Raw genomic sequence first — 18,263 nt, forward strand, 5'->3', positions numbered from 1 at the left:
AAAAAAGGCCAGCATCACGCTGGCCTTTTTATTTGTGGTTTGTTATTAAATTTTTAACAAGGGCTCGCCACAATGCTTTGCTGTAGCTTTTTCACTTCACTGATAGTCACCGTGATGATGTCACCCAGCTGATACTGTCGCTGTGGAGTGCTTAAGCTCCCCATTTCACTATCGATAGTCAGATCTTCTTTATTCTCCGCTAGTTTCGACTTAGGGATAAATGCTGAAGCGCCACTGTCTACTAGGCGAACATTCAAACCACCTCGATTAATGTTGGTGACTTCGGCGGCGAGTTCGGCCTTAGGATCTTGTTCGGCAAAGTACTCGCAATACAGGTAGTTGGCCATTTCACGCTCGGCCATGCGTTGGCGCTTACGGCAATCTACTAAATGTTCGGCTAGCTCATCGTCCAGTGGCGAGCTTGGGGTTTCACCTTTTAGCACCGATTTAATTAAGCGGTGGTTGAGCAAATCACTGTATTTTCTGATCGGTGAAGTCCAAGTGGCATACTTAGGCTCACCTAAGCCAAAGTGAGCTAAGCCCTGCGGCTGATAAACGCCAAAGTTGTAATGACGTTTGACCAATTGATCTAAGGTTTTGTTTTCACTAGCGGTAATTTGCCGTCTTAATTGGCAAAAGTAATCCAGCTCGGTTAAACGCTGTTTTTCTACGGTAATGTCGAATTTAGCCAGTAGTTCTACCAAGCTGTCGAGTTTTTCTGGTTTAAAACCTGAATGACAGCTAAATACCCCATAACCTAAGCGCTCATCCAAGAAGCGTCCGCCACATATGTTGGCGGCTACCATAGCTTCTTCCACCATTTTATTGGCGCTGCGCCGTGCTTGGCGAAGAATGTCGATGACCTGTCCCTTATTATCTAAGACAAACTCATAATCGGCTTGGTCGCCAAATACCGAGCTGTGTTCGGCTCGCCATTGGTGGCGCTGTTGGCTAAGCATATTTAGCTGCTGCAAGGCTTCAACTAAGTCTGGGTGTTCAGCAAAGTCTTGGTTATTTTGCTCAATAAAATCAGACACCTGTTGATAGCTGAGGCGGTGCTTCGATTGTACCGTAGCTAAATAGAAATCAGCACCGTCGAGTAATAAACCATCGAAGGCGATTTTCATTTGGCAAACTAATGCAGGGCGAGTTTGCTCAGCCTGCAGGGAGCAATACTCATTGGCTAATTGGCTGGGCATCATCGGTACGGTGCGCGCGGGTAAATACAGGGTGAAGGCGCGTTGTTTGGCGGCTTGTTCTAATTGACTACCACTGCTGATGTAGGCGCTCGGATCGGCAATCGCTACTTGCAATAACCAATGATCGCTTTGCTTGCTAATGGCGATGGCGTCATCCATATCTTTGGTATTGTCACCATCAATGGTAAAAAACAATTGCTCGCTTAAGTCTTTGCGCTCGCAGTCTTGATCAATAATCTGCAATTCATCGGCTACATCGGGCTGGTCCCAAGCTAGGTCATGCTTGGCGGTAGTGGCTTTCCAGCGGGCAAAGTGATCGTCTTTGTCGGCGATGTGCTTAATGATTTCTGCTTGGAAATGCTGCTCGCTTAGGGCGTGTTTGAGTAATTTGGCCATCACCCAATCACCCTCGTTGATGGTGATGCCTTGATCTTTTTTCACTCGCGCATTAAGCAGATTATTGATGAGCGGATGGTCGACTTGCAGTTTAGTGCGTTTGTCGACAAATTTAACCCGCGCAACAAAGGTGTCGAGAGCGGCTTCGATTAAGCTTTCTGGCTCGGCGGATTCCTTACCTTTGTCTTCACGAAGCGCCGCAGTAATGCGGTCACCATGTACTAGTTTCTTCATCATGGGGGGAGCAATAAAATAGCTTTTTTTATTATCAGTCTGAAGAAAACCAAAGTTCTTTTCGGTAGCTTTTACCACACCTTCAACGGTGGGAATGGTTTCTCTAATTTGCTGTTTAAGCTGCGCTAATAGAGGGTTATCTTTAAGCATAGAAGCGTCCATCATTTATCAAGTGGGCACTATACCCAAAGGTTTATTGGTATTCTAGCGAAACAGTGCTGGTTTAGCGGGTTTCGCTCAGGCTACACTAGCTGCTACGCGTAATAAATGAGAAGGCAGGGATGAGTAAAGATCAACAAAAACATCAACAACGACAGCAAAAGATCAAAGACCAAGTGGACCAAAAAATCGAGCAAGCGCAAATCGAGAAAGGCTTGCTATTGGTCATTACGGGTAATGGTAAGGGGAAATCCACCGCCGGTTTTGGCAACGTACTACGAGCCACCGGTCATGGTTATAAGGCTTGCGTTGGCCAGTTTATTAAAGGCGGCTGGGACTGCGGAGAGCGCAATCTATTGGAACAACATCAGGTGGAATTTGCAGTGATGTCTACCGGTTTTACCTGGGAAACCCAAAACCGTGAACTGGATACTCAAGCCGCTCAAGAGGTATGGCAGCGTTGTAAGCAATGGTTGAGTGATCCTTCCATTTATTTGGTATTGCTTGACGAAATCACTTACATGCTCAGTTATGACTATTTGGACGTAGACGAAGTGGTGGCCGCAATTGCTAATCGACCGGCCGAACAAAGCGTAGTAGTAACCGGGCGCGCATGTCATCGTAAACTCATTGAGATAGCCGATACTGTATCCGAGGTAAAAAATGTTAAACATGCCTTTGAAGCGGGAGTAAAGGCGCGCCAAGGTATCGACTGGTAGTGCTCACTTGAGTAAATACCACTAATTATATTTCGATATTGAGTTTTTCTTTCTAATAAATTCTTAAGTTAAGAAAAACTCGCCATATTTTTCTGCACCTTGGTGGGTACACTGAGTTTAGGTTTCTTTAAGCATATATTCTCATGAAAAATTGGCAGCAATACATCGCTTTGGTTCAACAACAAGTCGTACCCGCATTAGGTTGTACCGAACCGGTTACCGTTGCCTTAGCCAGTGCTAAGGCTGCGCAAATTTTACAAGCTCAACCAGATTATCTGCACGTTCAAGTTAGCCCCAATCTCTATAAAAATGGCATGGGGTGTTCATCCCCGGCACCGGTCAAACTGGTTTAGTGATGGCCGCAGCTTTGGGCGCTACCGGGGGCGATGCCGACATGGGCTTGCAAGTATTAGCCAATGTGTCAAAGCCCGCTTTAACTCAAGCCAAACAACTTGTTAGTCAGAATAAAGTGTCGCTTAGCATGTGCGATAGCGAGGATGTGCTGTATACCGTGGTGACAGCAGGATGTGGTGGGCGCGAGGTGGAAGTGTGCATTGCTCAGACCCATACTCGCTTTGAGTATATTAAGGATCAAGGCAAGCTTATTTATCAAGCCGAAGCGCTAAGCACGGTGTCCCAGCAACAGGTAATACCGCCTGAATTAAACTTAGCCGACATCCTAGTGTTTGTTGAGCAAGTTCCGCTAGCGCAAATTGCTTTTATTGGTCGCGCTGCCGAGCTTAATCGTCAGCTCGCCGAAGAGGGCTTAAGTGGCCACTATGGGCTGGCCTTAGGCGCGAGCCTACAAGCGCAAGTGGCTAAGGGTTTATTAAGCGATGATTTAATGACTAAAGCGATGAGCTTGGGCGCCGCCGCTTCCGATGCCCGCATGGGCGGGGCGATGTTAGCTGCGATGAGCAATTCGGGCAGTGGTAATCAGGGCATTGCCGCTACCATGCCGATACTGGCCTATGCGGAATTAAAAACGTTGAGCGAGGAGCAACAGTTAAGGGCGCTAATGCTCAGCCATTTGGTGGCGATTTATGTAAAGTCGCAGCAAAACAAACTGTCGGCCTTATGCGCTGCTACCACCGCATCAATGGGGGCTTGCGCTGCGCTAACTTGGCTCATGGGCGGTGACTTGGCCGCCATTCACCGAGCGATTAACGCTATGGTGGCCGATGTGTCGGGAGTATTTTGTGACGGGGCCAAGGCCGGTTGTGCTATGAAGGTCTCTACCGGCGCTAGTAGTGCAGTGAAGTCGGCAATTTTAGCGATAGCGGGGCATGAGGTGTCGGCGCAGCAAGGCATAGTATTTGAGTCTGCCGATGCCAGTATCGCAAGGCTAGGGCAACTGTCTAAAACCGCGATGTTAGCCACCGATCAAGCGATAATTGCCACCATGCAAGCTAAACAAAATCAGCTATTGAGTTAAGCCGCTGGCTTACCCCTTGTTATGGCTTGGGCTGTTGTTTGAATACTCGCTGCAACTCTGCCATACCTAGGGCAACTTTCTCTTTTTCGTTGGGGTTCATCTTCTGCACCAAACTTAGCTCAAAGGGGTAGTGCAGTTGCTCTGGTTTGATCAAGCGGATCTGTTGGCTTTGTAAGTAGGGTTTTAGCTCACTCTTAGGCAGGTAGCCGATAAATGCACCAGATAAAATCAGCGCGACTCGGCTATCAAACTGGTAACCCTTGGCGCCAAAATTAAGTTGGGCTAATAGGTCTCGCCCCATTGGATTAAGCTCGATGCCTGGATGGATCGCCGAATACTGCGCTAGCAGTTTGCCATCGATGTCTTGGTCGTTCACATGATAAAGCTCGGAGCTTTGCGCTACCGATAAATACAGCTGCTCACTAAATACCACCTCACTGATCAAGCCGTCGATTTTCCTATAGGCCGGATAAAAGCCAATATGGGCGCGGTTATTGATGAGCGCCGCCTCGATATTGGCCACGGTTTCCATATTTAAAAAGATACACAAGCGCGGCGCTTGTTGCTTAATGGCCGCCACCGCGCGGCCAATATTGTGAATGCTATGTTGGTCGAGTAGGTCGGAATACAAGATAACCAGTTCGCCGCTTAAGGTTTTGCCTAGGTTATCCACTAAGCTGCCAAACTCCTGAATTGAAGAAAACAGCTTCAAACAGGCTTGATAAACCACCTGACCTCGCTCTGTTAGGGCAAAGCCGCTGCGGCCCCGTACGCATAACTTAATATTCATGCGACTTTCCAGGCTGGCCATGTGCACACTAATAGTAGAGCGGGTAATACCAAGGCTGCTCTCGGCAGCGGCAAAGCCACCATGTTCTACCACCGCTTTAAATACTCGAAGTAATCGAAGATCGTATTCACTGAGCTGCTTAGTATTGCTGGGATCTAACATAGTTTTATCTACTTCAAACTAAAGTTTTATTGTTTGATATTTAACATCGTTTTATTTTGATATTCAATGACTATTACCTGCAATTCAGCCAGTAAATGAGTGACAAGCAATGGAAGCGATAAACAACGTAAACTTGGTAAAAACCCAGTCTTATATTAATGGCCAGTGGTATGCCTCTGAAGAAAAATTCAGTGTGTCTAACCCAGCCAATCAACAAGTTATTGCCACCCTAGATGATGCCGGTTGTGCTGGTGTAGCCAGCGCCATTGCCGCGGCAAAGAGTGCTTTTAAGTCATGGTCGGCCACCTCGGCCAATGAGCGCGCCAAATTGCTGCGCCGTTGGTATGAATTGATGATGGAACATCAAGACGATTTAGCCAGCATATTGACTCAAGAACAGGGTAAACCCTTGGCCGAAGCCAAAGGCGAAATTGCCTATGGTGCGGCTTTTTTAGAATGGTTTGCTGAAGAAGCCAAGCGGGTTTATGGCGATACTATTCCTGCCCCTAGCGGCGATAAGCGCATTGTGGTGGTAAAGCAGCCGGTTGGGGTGGTGGCTGCGGTTACGCCGTGGAACTTCCCTAATGCGATGATTGCGCGTAAAGCGGCCGCCGCACTGGCCGCCGGTTGTACCTTTGTGGTGCGCCCCGCTCAGTTAACCCCACTATCAGCCTTAGCCATGGCCGAACTAGCGGAACAGGCGGGCATTCCTGCCGGCGTATTTAACGTGGTAGTGGGCGAAGACTCGCGTGGCATGGGTAAGCTGCTGACCGAGAGCCCCGATGTCGCCAAATTCACCTTTACCGGTTCAACTGCAGTGGGTAAACAGCTTATCGCTCAGTGTGCTTCTACGGTTAAAAAAGTCTCTATGGAGCTGGGCGGCAATGCGCCATTTATTGTATTTGATGATGCCGACTTAGACGCCGCCGTACAGGGAGCCATTGCCTCTAAGTACCGTAATGCTGGACAAACTTGTGTTTGTGCCAACCGTTTCTTGGTGCAAAAAGGGGTTTACCAAGCCTTTAGCGAAAAGCTTGCCAAGGCGGTGGCCGAGCTAAAAATGGGCGACGGCCTAGCCGAAGGGGTAGCGATTGGTCCAATGATTAGCGAACAAGCCAAGCACGATGTTGACAAACTGGTTAAGGCCTCGGTCGAGCAAGGTGCCAGCGTATTATGTGGTGGCGAAGCCGACGCAGCAGGCTCGCAGTTTTACCAGGCCACCATTATGACTGGGGTTACCAACGACATGCCGATTGCCAAAAACGAAATTTTTGGTCCAGTGGCCCCGCTGATTATGTTTGACGACGAACAGCAAGCGCTGGCCATGGCCAATGATACAGAATATGGCTTAGCCGCGTATTTTTATACCCGCGATATTGGCCGGGTATGGCGAGTCGCAGAAGGGCTCGAATACGGCATGGTGGGTATCAATGAAGGCATTATTTCTAATGCTGCAGCGCCCTTTGGTGGGGTAAAACAATCCGGTAATGGCCGCGAAGGCTCTCACTATGGCCTAGACGATTACACCGAAATTAAATATTTGTGCATGGGCGGCTTAAGCGCTTAATTCAAGGAAGACGATGATGACAAACCAACAATTGCAACAAAGAAAACAAGCCGTTATCGCACGGGGTCAAGGCAATATCTACCCTGTGTATGTGGAGCGGGCGCTAAACTCTGAAATTTGGGATGTAGAAGGCAAACGCTACATCGATTTTGGTACTGGCATTGCGGTATGTAATACCGGCCACAGTCACCCCAAAGTGGTGGAAGCGGTAAAACAGCAGCTTGATAAATTTAGCCATACCTGTGTGATGGTTAATCCCTATGAAAGTGCGGTGGCGCTAGCCGAAAAGTTAGTCAAACTGGCGCCGGGAGAAAGCGAGAAGAAAGCCATTTTTGTTACCACTGGTGCAGAGGCGGTGGAAAACGCGGTAAAAATTGCGCGGGCAAAAACGGGACGTCGCGGCGTGATTGCCTTTAATGGTGGTTTCCATGGGCGAACTAACCTCACCATGGCCTTAACTGGCAAAATCAGTCCTTATAAACATTTGTTTGGCCCCTTTGCTGGCGAAATCTACCATGTGCCTTTCCCAATGCTGGCCCATGGCGTGAGCTGTGAACAAAGCCTGAAAGCCATACAAAATTTATTTAAAGTGGATATTGCACCGCAAGATGTAGCAGCCATGATCATTGAGCCCATTCAGGGTGAAGGCGGCTTTTATCCCGCACCAGCGAGTTTCTTGCAAGCACTGCGCGACTTGTGTGATGAACACGGCATTGCCTTGATAGTTGATGAAATTCAAAGTGGTTTTGGTCGCACCGGTAAAATGTTCTGCCATGAAGATGCGGGTATTGAAGCTGACTTGATCACCATGGCTAAAGGCATTGCTGGCGGCTTCCCTCTATCGGCGGTAGTGGGTAAAAGCGAATTTATGGACGCGCCATTACCGGGCGGATTGGGCGGCACTTACGGTGGCTCGCCTATTGCCTGCGCCGCGGCTTTGGCGGTGCTGGACCAAATCGAGCAACAGCAGTTAGTGGCACGCGCCCAGCACATTGGCGAGCGTTTCGAGCACTACCTTGGCCAGCTTAAAGGTGATTTCCCGCAGCACATTAGTGAAGTGCGTATCGCCGGTGCGATGATCGCCATCGAGTTATGTAAAGACGGTGACCCAGAGCAAGCCAATACCCAGCTTACTCAAGCGCTGATTGCTAATGCACCGGACTACGGTTTGGTATTGTTGGCTTGTGGCTTCTACGGCAACGTATTGCGTTTCTTACCTGCTTTAACCATCGAAGATGAAATCCTTGATGAGGGCATGCAGCAATTCGCCAAGATGTTTGCAGCCTTAGCTCAGTAACTTAAAGTACGCGTTGATAACGGGCCTTTTGGCCCGTTTTTTTGTGCTTAAAAGCTATACAAGCTAAAGTGGCTTCGATATGTTGTTAGCTAAGGTTATGATTAACAGCCATCTTTTCTGTTAAACTCGCGCCTCGAAAATAGTCACAAGTGTAAATTTAGGAAGTGCAATGTCGAGCCCTCTTCGCAATAGTCCCCAATCCATCTTAACCATGCTTCGTTGGTTGCTGTTGTTGATCCCCCTAGCTTTGGTTGTGGGCTCATTAAATGCGTTATTTCTTTATCTATTAGAATGGGCCAGCGATACCCGCGCCCTTAAGCCGTATTTATTGTATTTTTTGCCCTTAGCTGGCGTATTAGTGGTGTTTATTTATCGCCGTTTTGGCAAGAATGCCGAGGCCGGCAATAACCTGATCATCGATGAAATCCATCAGCCGGGGGCGGGCATTCCTGCGCGAATGGCGCCTTTAGTATTGCTATCTACGGTGGTGACTCACCTATTTGGCGGCTCGGCGGGGCGCGAAGGCACCGCAGTGCAAATTGGTGGAGCCTGCAGTGCCGCCTATGGGCGTTTTTTTAAGTTAAGCGGCCACGATTACCAAATTTTGCTTAGCGCCGGTGTGGCGGCCGGTTTTGCCGCGCTATTTAGTACCCCCTTGGCAGCAACGGTATTTGCCTTGGAAGTACTGGCGGTAGGGCGGATCCGCTTTGATTCGGTGATCCCTGCCTTATTTGCGGCGATTCTTGCCGATTTAGTGTGTACCGCTTGGGGCACCCCGCATACTCAATATAAAGTGGATTTCCTCGAACATGTGATGTTATTTCACCATTTAGTCCATGTTGATTTGCTGTTATTAGGCAAAGTGCTGTTGGCCTCGATTGCCTTTGGTATTGCTGGATTTTTGTTTGGCGAAACCACCTTCATCTTTAAAGATCTATTTAAACATACTCTAAAAAATCCTTACCTTATCGCGGTGGTGGGCGGCCTAATTGTGATTGCCATTGTCAGTTTGATTGGTCATCAGGATTACGTAGGTTTGGGGGTGAACGCTTATCGCGAGGGCGGGGTGAGTATTATTAGTGCCTTTAGTGAAGGTGGAGCCGAATGGTATAGCTGGATACTGAAATTACTACTTACCGCCATCACCTTGGCGGCCGGCTTTAAAGGGGGTGAAGTCACGCCACTGTTTTTTATTGGTGCCACTTTGGGTAACTTCCTTGCTTGGGTGATGGGCGCGCCGGTGGATTTATTTGCCGCGCTAGGTTTTATTGCGGTATTTGCTGCGGCCACTAATACGCCTTTAGCCTGTACTATTATGGGAGTAGAGCTATTTGGCTCTGAGCATTTATTGTATTTTGCGGTAGCCTGTTTTGTGGCGTATTTTTTCAGTGGCCATACTGGAATTTACTCGTCACAGCGTATTGCAGTACCCAAATCGTCTAACTTGGCCACTCATGAGGCCACCTTGGGTGAAATTCGCGCCGCCAATAGCCGTTTTGTCGCTTGGTTAAATAAGAGAACGCAGCAAAAATGAGACAAAGCTTAAGGATTACAGCCAGCGCACTGGCACTGTTAAGCAGTGCCGTGGTTGCTTATCCCGGCACCTTGAGTACCTTACTTGAAGGCGAGCAGTTAGTGGCCACGGTGAGCTCGCAGGTGGAGCAGCCAATCCGTTGCCAGCTGGTAGCAGAGCCTGACATAGTGTGGTTTGAGCTAGAGGAAGAGCCAATTAGCTTTCGTATTGAAGCGGGTTACCGCACCCATGACTTAAGCCTGTACTGCAAAATCATTGAGCAAAAAACTAAACCACGTCCGTGGCGGATTAATCCTTACAATACGCCCATTCCTAGCTGGAATAAGAAGATCTTCCCCGAGTAGCCTACACCAAATAGACTTGCACGTTGTGCTCTTTAAGGCGCTCTAATACTTTAGGATCGGCTTGTTTACCGGTGATAACGATGTCAATTTCATCCAGAGTAAACAACGATACCCCCCAAATACACCCACCTTATCGGCTTCTACCATCGCTACCACCTTATCGGCATAGCGCAACATTTTCTTTTCTTCCATAAAGGTGAGTAGGGCTGATTTAGTTAAGCCTGCTTCGGTTAAACCGTCTCCACTCACGATCAGATAACGTCCTTGATAGGAGCTATGGTTGTCTGGAGAGACCAGCAAACTCTGACTCTTGATGTACTGGCCGCCTAATACCACTAAGTGGGGGTAGTCTTGGGAAATCAGGTAGGTGAGCAGCGGCAAGTAGTTTGAATAAACGTGCACCTGACTGGCCAACAGGTATTTGCCCATTAAAAAGGTAATGCGACCTTCACCTACAAAAATGTTATCACGTTGTTCACATAGTTCAACGGCTTGCTGGGCGATACGGTCCGATTCCTCGTAATTACTGTAATCCGATATGTTGGGATAAAAACCCACCATGCCAGGCGACGATTCCGCATTGGGTGACAATATCTTCTCGGCACCGTTACGGATTTTTTTCAGTTTTCCTTCGTTGTCTAAGTCGATTAAATCGCGCCTGATGGTTGCCGGAGAACAATCTAGCAGTTCGACTAATTGTTGCACGCTGGCAAAAGTGTGTTCTTCTAAATACTGAAGAATTTGGTTGTGGCGAAGCTTGGCAGACATAATGAATTCAGTTGAAGTTTAATGATTAAAAATGATTATAAATGATTACGGTTTGAAAACTTTTACCCCGATCACAGTGTATTTGATTACAAAAGTTCACAAATGATTACAAATGAGAAAATTTTTCCTGCTGTTGCATAGATGTTAAAAGTGCTCGCAATATGAGCTAATTTGGCTTGGTGGTTTTTGACACATTTTCGCGCCTACCTATACTCGCACTAAGGTAATGCGAGGGACGAAAATGAACCAAAAATTAATCACAGAGCAAAGCATTTTGTTGGATTTTGAAGCGGACTCAAAAGACGAAGCTTTATACGGCATTTGTGCACAATTGTTTCTGTTACGAAAAACCAGCAACCCATCTGGATTATATAAGGACATCATTCAGCGTGAAAATGTCGTCAGCACCTTCGCTGGCCAACACACTGCCATTCCTCATGTCATTACTCAGCACATAAACGAACCGGTTCTTTGTTTTGTGCGCATGCAGAATCCAGATTTTTGCTGGAATAGTGCGGACGAAGATGTACGCATTATTTTTCTACTAGCTGTACCCCCTAAAGAAAATCTACAAAAACTCAGAGAGTCTCAGTCCTACGTTTTTTCATCGATCGCCCAACTAATGAACGATCCACAGATGATTGAATGTTGGCTAACAACTAGTGAAGAGCGAGTGATACTCGACAGTTTGCAATTGGCCTTTAAGTCCAATTTAGACAATTAAAAAAAACATAAAGGAATAAGGAGATAGACAGATGTCTAGCAACAATTTAAAGGTTGGCGTTCAGTCAGTCGGCCGCTTTTTAAGTAGCATGGTGATGCCCAATATTGGCGCTTTCATCGCTTGGGGTTTGATTACTGCCCTGTTCATTCCAACCGGATGGTTACCTAACGAAAGCCTCGCTTCATTGGTCGGACCGATGATCCTCTACATGTTACCACTATTGATTGGTTACACCGGCGGTAAAATGGTAGGTGGCGAGCGCGGCGCGGTAGCTGGTGCCATCACTACCATGGGGGTGATTGTTGGGGTAGATATCCCGATGTTCATGGGTGCCATGATAGTGGGTCCATTAGGTGGTTTGGCCATTGCTCACTTCGATAAATGGGTACACGGTCGCATCAAACCCGGTTTTGAAATGCTAGTGAACAACTTTTCACTGGGTATTATCGGCATGGTGATGGCCTTAGTGGCTTACTTATTAATTGGCCCCATCGTAACCGTAGTGACCACCGCACTAGGTGATGGTGTAGGCTGGATTGTTGAACGCTCATTGTTGCCTTTGGTATCAATTATTGTTGAACCAGCAAAAATCCTGTTCCTAAACAATGCGATTAACCACGGCGTATTTACTCCGCTGGGGGCTGAGCAATCTGCTGAGTTTGGTTCATCTATCTTCTATATGATTGAAACTAACCCAGGCCCAGGCTTAGGTATTTTGTTGGCCTACATGGTAGTGGGTAAAGGCGCTGCGCAAAAATCAGCTTATGGTGCCTCCATCATTCATTTCTTTGGTGGTATTCACGAAATCTACTTCCCCTACATTTTGATGAAACCACGTTTGATCCTAGCGGTCATTGCCGGTGGTATGGCAGGTGTGGCCTTCAACATGCTTACCGGTAACGCTTTGGTTGGTCCACCATCTCCTGGTTCAGTATTTGCCTTAGTACTGATGTCTACAGGCGGTATGGGTATCGTGCTCACCCTATGTTCAATTGCGGTAGCGGCCACCACTTCGTTCCTGATTGCTTCAATCATGATCCGCAAAGATGCCTCAGAAACCGACGACTTAGAAGCAGCTCAAGCAGCGGTTGATGCCAATAAAGCTGAGTCAAAAGGGCAAATTCCCGCAGCAGCAACCATGGTCGGCGGTGAAGTGCGTCGCATCGTGGTGGCTTGTGATGCAGGTATGGGCTCGTCAGCGATGGGCGCCACGGTATTGCGCGGCAAGATAAAAGAAGCCGGTTTAGACATTAGCGTAAGCAACGCAGCCATTAACGACTTAGTGGATGCCGACATGGTGATTACTCAGCAAGAGTTATCAGCACGGGCTAGAGCAAAACTGCCTAGTGCGCGACATGTCAGCATTGGCAACTTCATGGATGCCAGCTTCTATGACGACCTAGTGGCCAGTTTGAAAGCATAAGCCAAGGCAGTGGCTTAGCTATAGCAGAGCTGCCACCTAGGCAGCCTGTTATAGCCCCAAACTAATATTTTAACTATTTGAATAGAATGAGATAAGCATGTCCTTTTTAAAGCGTTTATTCGCCTCCAGTGAAGAACAGACAGAAGTTGCCTCTCAGCCCGACACCGCTACGGTAGTGCAAGCGCCGTCGCCAGAGCCAGCTCCATCTAGCACCCCGCTAGGAGTAGCGCCAGAGCAGGTCTTTTTAAATCAGCAACTTAATACTAAAGCGCAGGTATTAGAGTTTATTGCCCAGCAGATGTTGGCTTTAGGTTTGGTCAACGGTGACTACAGTGATGCCTTAAAAGCGCGTGAAGAAAAAGTCAGCACCTACTTGTTAAACGGCGTGGCCATTCCTCATGGCACTAACGAAGCCAAAGCTTTGGTGGTGAAAAGTGGCGTGGTGGTAGTTCAAATACCCCAAGGGCTAGTGTGGAACGAGCAAGGTGATGTGGTGAAGTTAGCGGTGGGCATTGCGGCCACCGGTGATGATCATTTGCCATTATTGCAAAAATTGACCGCGGTGGTGATGGATGAGGACTTATCTCAACAACTTGCTAGTACAAACGATGTGCAAGCCATTATCTCAGCCTTGGGAGCAAGTCAGCCTAAGGCCAGTCAAGTATTACCAGACTTCGAGCTGAGTCAAACGGCTCAAGTGGTAGATGAAGCCGGTATGCACGCGCGTCCTGCTAGCATTATTAGCGAGCTAGCCGCTAGCTATACCGCCACCGACATTCGCTTGCGTAATGGTGAAAACAGCGCCGATGCTAAATCCATGGCCGCTATCTTAGCCATGGGGGCCAAACTTGGCGACAGCGTTGTGGTATCGGCCCAAGGCGAGCAAGCGAAGCAAGCGGTGAGTGAGCTTGCAGCAATGATTTCAGCAGGTTTAGACAATGAAGAAGCCAGTCAACACGCCGAGTTTAACCCACTAGAAGGTTTACCCGGACTGACAACACCCGCTGGAAGCGCGGTATTGAAAGGCATGGCTGCGTCACCCGGTATAGCGTTAGCTCCTATTTTTGTATTAACAGAGCAACAGCAGCATGTAGAACGTCAAGGCCAAGGTGTCGAAGTGGAACAAGCAGCCTTAAGCGAAGCCCTGCAGCAAGCCGAATTGGTAACCGAAGATCTATACCAAGCCTTATTAGCCAAAGCGCCCAATGAAGCGGCGATTTTAAAAGCCCAAAAACAACTGCTTAAAGATGCCTCTATTGTTAAGTGCTGTGAGCAGCTGATAGCTCAAGGCAATAGTGCAGCCTGGTCTTGGCAGCAAGCTTTGGCTGAGCAGATTGAAGCTTTAGCCCAGCTCAGCGACGAGCGCTTAAAAGCGCGTATTGCCGATCTAAAAGATGTGAGCCAGCGCGTGGTGGACTTATTACTACCTGAGCAGCAAGCCATCAGTTTTCCAGAGCAAGAGTTTATTTTACTCGCTAGTGATCTAAGCCCTTCACAAACGGCGGGTCTAGAAGGCAAACCGATTAAGGGCATCGCCACCGAGTTGGGTGGGCCTAATAGTCATATGGCTATTTTAGCTCGCGCCTTAGGCATCCCCGCAGTGGTAGGGGTTGGCGCCGACAAACTTTGCGGTGTAGCCAATCAGCAATTAGCCATTGTTGACCCTCAATCGGCCTGTTTGGTGATTCAACCAAACCCTGACACCTTGGCAGAGGCAGAGCGCAATATTCAGTTATGGCAGCAAATGCGTGAGCTGGAAGAAGCTCATCAACATGAACCAGCTGTCACCAAAGATGGCCGCCATATCGATGTAGTATGCAACATCGCCAAACCTTCTGATGCCAGCAAAGTCTTACAACATGGCGGTGAAGGCGCAGGTTTATTACGAACTGAGTTCTTGTTTGAAAGTGCACCTGAAGAGCCTTCTGTTGAGCAGCAAATCGAGGCATTAAAAGCGATTGTTAAAGAACTGGGTAGCCGTCAGTTAGTGGTGAGAACCGCCGATATTGGAGGTGACAAGCCGGTTTCGTGGATGAATATGCCCCATGAAGACAACCCTTTCTTAGGTGTACGTGGGCTGCGCTTGTCGTTTAAACATCCAGCCATGTTCGAGCGCCAGTTAGAAGCCATTTATCGTACTGCCGCTTGGCAGGTAGCAGAGCAGGGCAAAACCGGTTTGCACATCATGTTTCCCATGGTGGCCAAAATGTCGGAATGGTCTAAGGCATCGCAACTGGCCGAGCAAGTTAGACAGCGCCTAGACGCCCCCGTCTTGCCGCTGGGCATTATGGTAGAAGTGCCATCGGCAGCCTTAGTCGCCGATACCTTGGCCAAACATGTGGATTTCTTTTCCATCGGTTCTAACGATTTAACTCAATACACATTAGCGATGGACCGGTTAAACCCAGCGCTGTGTTGTGAAGCCGACAGTTATCACCCCGGTTTGCTGCGCTTGATCTCTATGACGGTAAAAGCAGCGGCCGCCAACGGCAAATGGGTGGGTGTGTGCGGCAACATGGCGGCCGATCCCAATATCGCCTGTTTGTTAGTGGGCCTTGGCGTAGAGGAGCTGTCGGTGAGCCCGGCTAATGTGGCCGCAGTGAAAAGCATTATTCGTTCGGTTGATTACAGCAAATTACAAATTAAAGCAGAAAAAGCGCTGCAAATGTGCAGCTCAGAAGCGGTGATGGCGATGTACCAAAGCCACCAAGATCTCGTTTAACACTTTATAGAATTAAGTAGGTAATACAATGACAAGTCAATTTGAAAAATATCAAGATTTAGCACAAGCGCTACCTAAAGCTACTAGTACTTGGAATATGTACGGTGCTGGCGTGGACAACATTGGTAAGAACAATCAACCGGAACTATTTGAGGTGCCAGAGCCAGCTGCTAATCAGCTCTTAGTAAGAGTGGACGCAGTAGGCCTATGCTTCTCCGATGTGAAGCTAATCAATCAAGGTAGCTCTCATCCCAAGCTATATAACCGCGACCTTACCAAAGAGCCAACGCGTTTGGGCCACGAAGCCACACTCACCGTGGTAAAAGTAGGTGACGAGCTCAGCGGCCAGTTTAAAGTGGGCGAGCGTTACGCCATGCAACCCGATATTTACCAAAACGGTAAAAGTACCGCCTATGGTTACACAGTACCTGGTGGATTAACTCAGTATCACTTAATTGGCCCAGAAATTCTCGATACCGATGCGGGCTCTTGCTTGCTGAAGGTATCTGAAGAGCTAGGCTTTGCCGAAGCGGCATTGCTAGAGCCTTGGGGTTGTGTATGGGCATCGTATACGCAGCGTCGTCGTTTAGAGCCTAAGCAAGGCGGGGTAATGTGGATAGTGGGCCAAGCCGACGATGATACCGTTTATGGTTTTTCTAAAGGTTTGTCATCGCCCGCTAAGGTTATTCTCACCAACGTACCAGAAAACCTACAAGTATTGGCTCAAAGCCAAGCCCAACAGGTGATTATTCGCAACGACATCACGGTGGAAAACCTAGAACAAGCGGTTAACGAATACACCGATGGCCTAGGTTTTGACGACGTAGTGGTATTAGCGCCTAAATCAGCAAAAGCCCTCACTACTATTGCTAAATATGTGGCGCGTCGTGGCACCATGAACATGGTAGGTAAGCAGCCTCTTGATGGCTTAGTGGATGCCGATGTAGGCCGTTTGCACTACGACTACGTGGCATTTATTGGCAATAGCGGGGTAGATATCGCCGACTCCTATGGCGAGCAACGTAACCGCTGTGATTTAAGAAAAGACGGTTTTGCAGTGTTTGTTGGTGCGGGTGGTCCGATGGGGCAAATGCACGTACAACGGGCGATTGAGTTAAAAGATGGCCCGCGTAAAGTAGTAGTGACCGATATCAACGACCAGCGTTTGGCCGAAATTGAAGCTCGCTTTGCCAGCCTAACCGAAGCCAACAACTGTGAACTTGTCACTTATAACCCTACCAACAGTGATACGCCGCTTCCAGAGCTAGTCAAGCAAATGACTCAGGGCGAAGGGGCCGATGATGTGGTGGTATGTGTACCCAATGCGCAAATCATGGCCGAGTCTGCCACCTTTATGAAAGACGACGGTATGTTGGTATTGTTTGCCGGGGTGCCTAATGGCACGTTAGCGCCAGTTGATTTTAGCTCGGTTTATCTCAGCAATGCCCAATACACTGGTACCTCAGGCTTAACCATTGATGACCAAACCGTGGTAATGAACAATACCGTGGCGGGTAATATCGCGCCTGCTATTTGTGTAGCCGCTATTGGTGGTATGAAGGTGGCGAAAGACGGCATTCAAGCGATGATTGATGCTAAGTATCCTGGCAAAATTCTCATCTTCCCTCACTTAGAAGACTTACCACTACTAGGCTTAGACGAACTAGCTGAAAAGTTACCCGAAGTTGCCGCGGCCTTAGGCAAAGGCAATACTTGGAACAAACAAGCAGAAAAAGCCTTGTTTGATAATTACTTTAAGGAGTTGGCATGATCTATACCTTAACGCTTAATCCTGCTGCCGATCTTGAGCTGAGCGTTGACCAGCTTGAGTTTAACTCTGTCAGCCGAGCAATCGATTCACGAATGGATTGCGGTGGAAAGGGCTTTAATGTGTCGCGAATGCTAAAGAACTTAGGCCAAGATAGCATCGCCATGGGCTTTGTTGGGGGTGCTACGGGCTTACGCCTTAGCAATGAGCTGGAAGCCGCAGGCATTGATTGCCAATTTACCAGCATTGTCGGGGAAACCCGCACCAATGTCACCATTGTGGAGGGCGCTAATGCCCGCCACATTAAGGTGAATCAGGCAGGCCCTGTTATTAGCGAGTCAGAACTGACCCGTTTAGTGGAAAGTATTCAGCAGCGCTTGCAGCCAGGCGACTGGTGGGTGCTTGGCGGCAGCCTACCGCAGGGTGTGCCGACGAGCTTTTATGCCCAGTTAGTCAGCTTAATTGAAGATGCGGGGGCGCATGCTGTTTTGGATACCAGTGGTGAAGCGCTGCGCGAGGGCATTTTTGCTGGCCCTAGCTTAATTAAGCCTAACTTAGAAGAAGCCCAAGCCCTGCTGGAGCTGGACGAAGAAGAGCTAAACAGTACTCAGGCATGGACTCAAGCCTTGTTAGCCATGGGCGCGCAAAACTTGGTTGTGTCTCTGGGTAAAGCTGGCGCTTTAATGGCTAGCGAAGCTCAGTTACATGAGTTTGCCAGCCCCAGTATCGTGGAAGCCAACCCGATTGGCGCAGGCGATTCCATGGTGGCAGGTTTGGTGTGGCGCTTAAGCAAAGGTGAAAGCTTAGAACAAGCGCTACCTTACGGTTTAGCCTGTGGCGCGGCCACTGCTAGCAGACCGGGCACTGAGCTAGGTGAACTAGCGCAAGTCGAACAGCTGCTAGAGCAATGCCGACAAATTAATTAGGCGCCAATTAAGGCAATAAACTTACAAGGGCTTATTCATCAATAAGCCCTTTTTTTGGTTTAGCTGGTGGAACCTTGCTGGATGTTCGGAATAAGC

15 protein-coding genes are annotated in these 18,263 nt (G+C 48.4%); 12 read left to right on the forward strand and 3 right to left on the reverse strand.

What is annotated here, in order from left to right; all coding sequences use genetic code 11:
- Positions 1 to 53 precede the first annotated feature (53 nt).
- A complete protein-coding gene (locus tag AR383_RS01630; RefSeq protein WP_055731554.1) occupies positions 54 to 1,979 on the reverse strand; it encodes an exoribonuclease II in 1,926 nt (641 codons plus the stop codon).
- Positions 1,980 to 2,110: 131 nt separating this feature from the next.
- Here AR383_RS01630 and cobO point away from each other — a divergent pair, with 131 nt between their 5' ends.
- The 3 genes from cobO (at position 2,111) to AR383_RS01640 (ending at position 4,142) form a co-directional block, all read left to right on the forward strand.
- Entirely contained in the window at positions 2,111 to 2,707 is a 597-nt protein-coding gene (cobO, locus tag AR383_RS01635; protein WP_055731555.1) for a cob(I)yrinic acid a,c-diamide adenosyltransferase, read from the forward strand.
- A gap of 143 nt (positions 2,708 to 2,850) precedes the next feature.
- Positions 2,851 to 3,060 (forward strand): hypothetical protein, encoded by a 210-nt coding sequence (locus tag AR383_RS21880; RefSeq protein ID WP_232304773.1) that lies wholly within the window; start codon positions 2,851 to 2,853, stop codon positions 3,058 to 3,060.
- A 2-nt stretch (positions 3,061 to 3,062) separates the two neighbouring features.
- Positions 3,063 to 4,142 (forward strand): L-cysteine desulfidase family protein, encoded by a 1,080-nt coding sequence (locus AR383_RS01640; protein WP_232304774.1) that lies wholly within the window; start codon positions 3,063 to 3,065, stop codon positions 4,140 to 4,142.
- A 19-nt stretch (positions 4,143 to 4,161) separates the two neighbouring features.
- On the opposite strand, the gene AR383_RS01645 is transcribed toward AR383_RS01640, so the two are convergent.
- Positions 4,162 to 5,094, reverse strand: coding sequence for a LysR family transcriptional regulator (locus AR383_RS01645; protein ID WP_055731556.1), 933 nt, complete (start codon positions 5,092 to 5,094; stop codon positions 4,162 to 4,164).
- A 109-nt stretch (positions 5,095 to 5,203) separates the two neighbouring features.
- On the opposite strand from AR383_RS01645, the gene AR383_RS01650 reads away from it, so the two are divergent.
- From AR383_RS01650 to AR383_RS01665, 4 genes are all read left to right on the forward strand, one after another.
- Positions 5,204 to 6,661: an NAD-dependent succinate-semialdehyde dehydrogenase gene (locus tag AR383_RS01650; RefSeq protein WP_055731557.1), complete on the forward strand. Its 1,458-nt coding sequence runs from the start codon at positions 5,204 to 5,206 to the stop codon at positions 6,659 to 6,661.
- 16 nt (positions 6,662 to 6,677) lie between these two features.
- Entirely contained in the window at positions 6,678 to 7,958 is a 1,281-nt protein-coding gene (gene gabT / locus AR383_RS01655) for a 4-aminobutyrate--2-oxoglutarate transaminase (RefSeq protein ID WP_055731558.1), read from the forward strand.
- A gap of 169 nt (positions 7,959 to 8,127) precedes the next feature.
- Positions 8,128 to 9,492 (forward strand): voltage-gated chloride channel family protein, encoded by a 1,365-nt coding sequence (locus AR383_RS01660; protein ID WP_055731559.1) that lies wholly within the window; start codon positions 8,128 to 8,130, stop codon positions 9,490 to 9,492.
- Entirely contained in the window at positions 9,489 to 9,836 is a 348-nt protein-coding gene (locus tag AR383_RS01665) for a hypothetical protein (protein WP_055731560.1), read from the forward strand. Before AR383_RS01660 ends, AR383_RS01665 begins: the two co-directional genes overlap by 4 nt.
- Positions 9,837 to 9,878: 42 nt before the next feature.
- Here AR383_RS01665 and AR383_RS01670 read toward each other — a convergent pair whose 3' ends face one another.
- A complete protein-coding gene (locus AR383_RS01670) occupies positions 9,879 to 10,604 on the reverse strand; it encodes a DeoR family transcriptional regulator (protein WP_198150199.1) in 726 nt (241 codons plus the stop codon).
- Positions 10,605 to 10,845: 241 nt separating this feature from the next.
- On the opposite strand from AR383_RS01670, the gene AR383_RS01675 reads away from it, so the two are divergent.
- The 5 genes from AR383_RS01675 to pfkB all read left to right on the forward strand — a co-directional run bounded on the left by AR383_RS01675 (position 10,846) and on the right by pfkB (position 18,167).
- Positions 10,846 to 11,328 carry a PTS sugar transporter subunit IIA gene (locus AR383_RS01675; protein ID WP_055731561.1) on the forward strand — a complete coding sequence of 161 codons (483 nt, stop codon included), beginning with the start codon at positions 10,846 to 10,848 and terminating at the stop codon, positions 11,326 to 11,328.
- A gap of 31 nt (positions 11,329 to 11,359) precedes the next feature.
- Positions 11,360 to 12,751, forward strand: coding sequence for a PTS mannitol transporter subunit IIBC (locus AR383_RS01680; RefSeq protein WP_055731562.1), 1,392 nt, complete (start codon positions 11,360 to 11,362; stop codon positions 12,749 to 12,751).
- Between the two features lie 97 nt (positions 12,752 to 12,848).
- On the forward strand, positions 12,849 to 15,473 hold the full coding sequence (gene ptsP / locus AR383_RS01685; RefSeq protein ID WP_055731563.1) for a phosphoenolpyruvate--protein phosphotransferase: 2,625 nt from the start codon (positions 12,849 to 12,851) through the stop codon (positions 15,471 to 15,473).
- Between the two features lie 28 nt (positions 15,474 to 15,501).
- Positions 15,502 to 17,244, forward strand: a complete 1,743-nt coding sequence (locus AR383_RS01690) for a zinc-binding dehydrogenase (protein WP_055731564.1) — start codon at positions 15,502 to 15,504, stop codon at positions 17,242 to 17,244.
- Positions 17,241 to 18,167: a 1-phosphofructokinase gene (gene pfkB, locus AR383_RS01695; protein ID WP_055731565.1), complete on the forward strand. Its 927-nt coding sequence runs from the start codon at positions 17,241 to 17,243 to the stop codon at positions 18,165 to 18,167. The genes AR383_RS01690 and pfkB overlap by 4 nt, the downstream gene beginning before the upstream one ends.
- The last annotated feature ends 96 nt before the right edge of the window (positions 18,168 to 18,263 follow it).

The organism is Agarivorans gilvus, assembly GCF_001420915.1.
Lineage (GTDB): Bacteria > Pseudomonadota > Gammaproteobacteria > Enterobacterales > Celerinatantimonadaceae > Agarivorans > Agarivorans gilvus.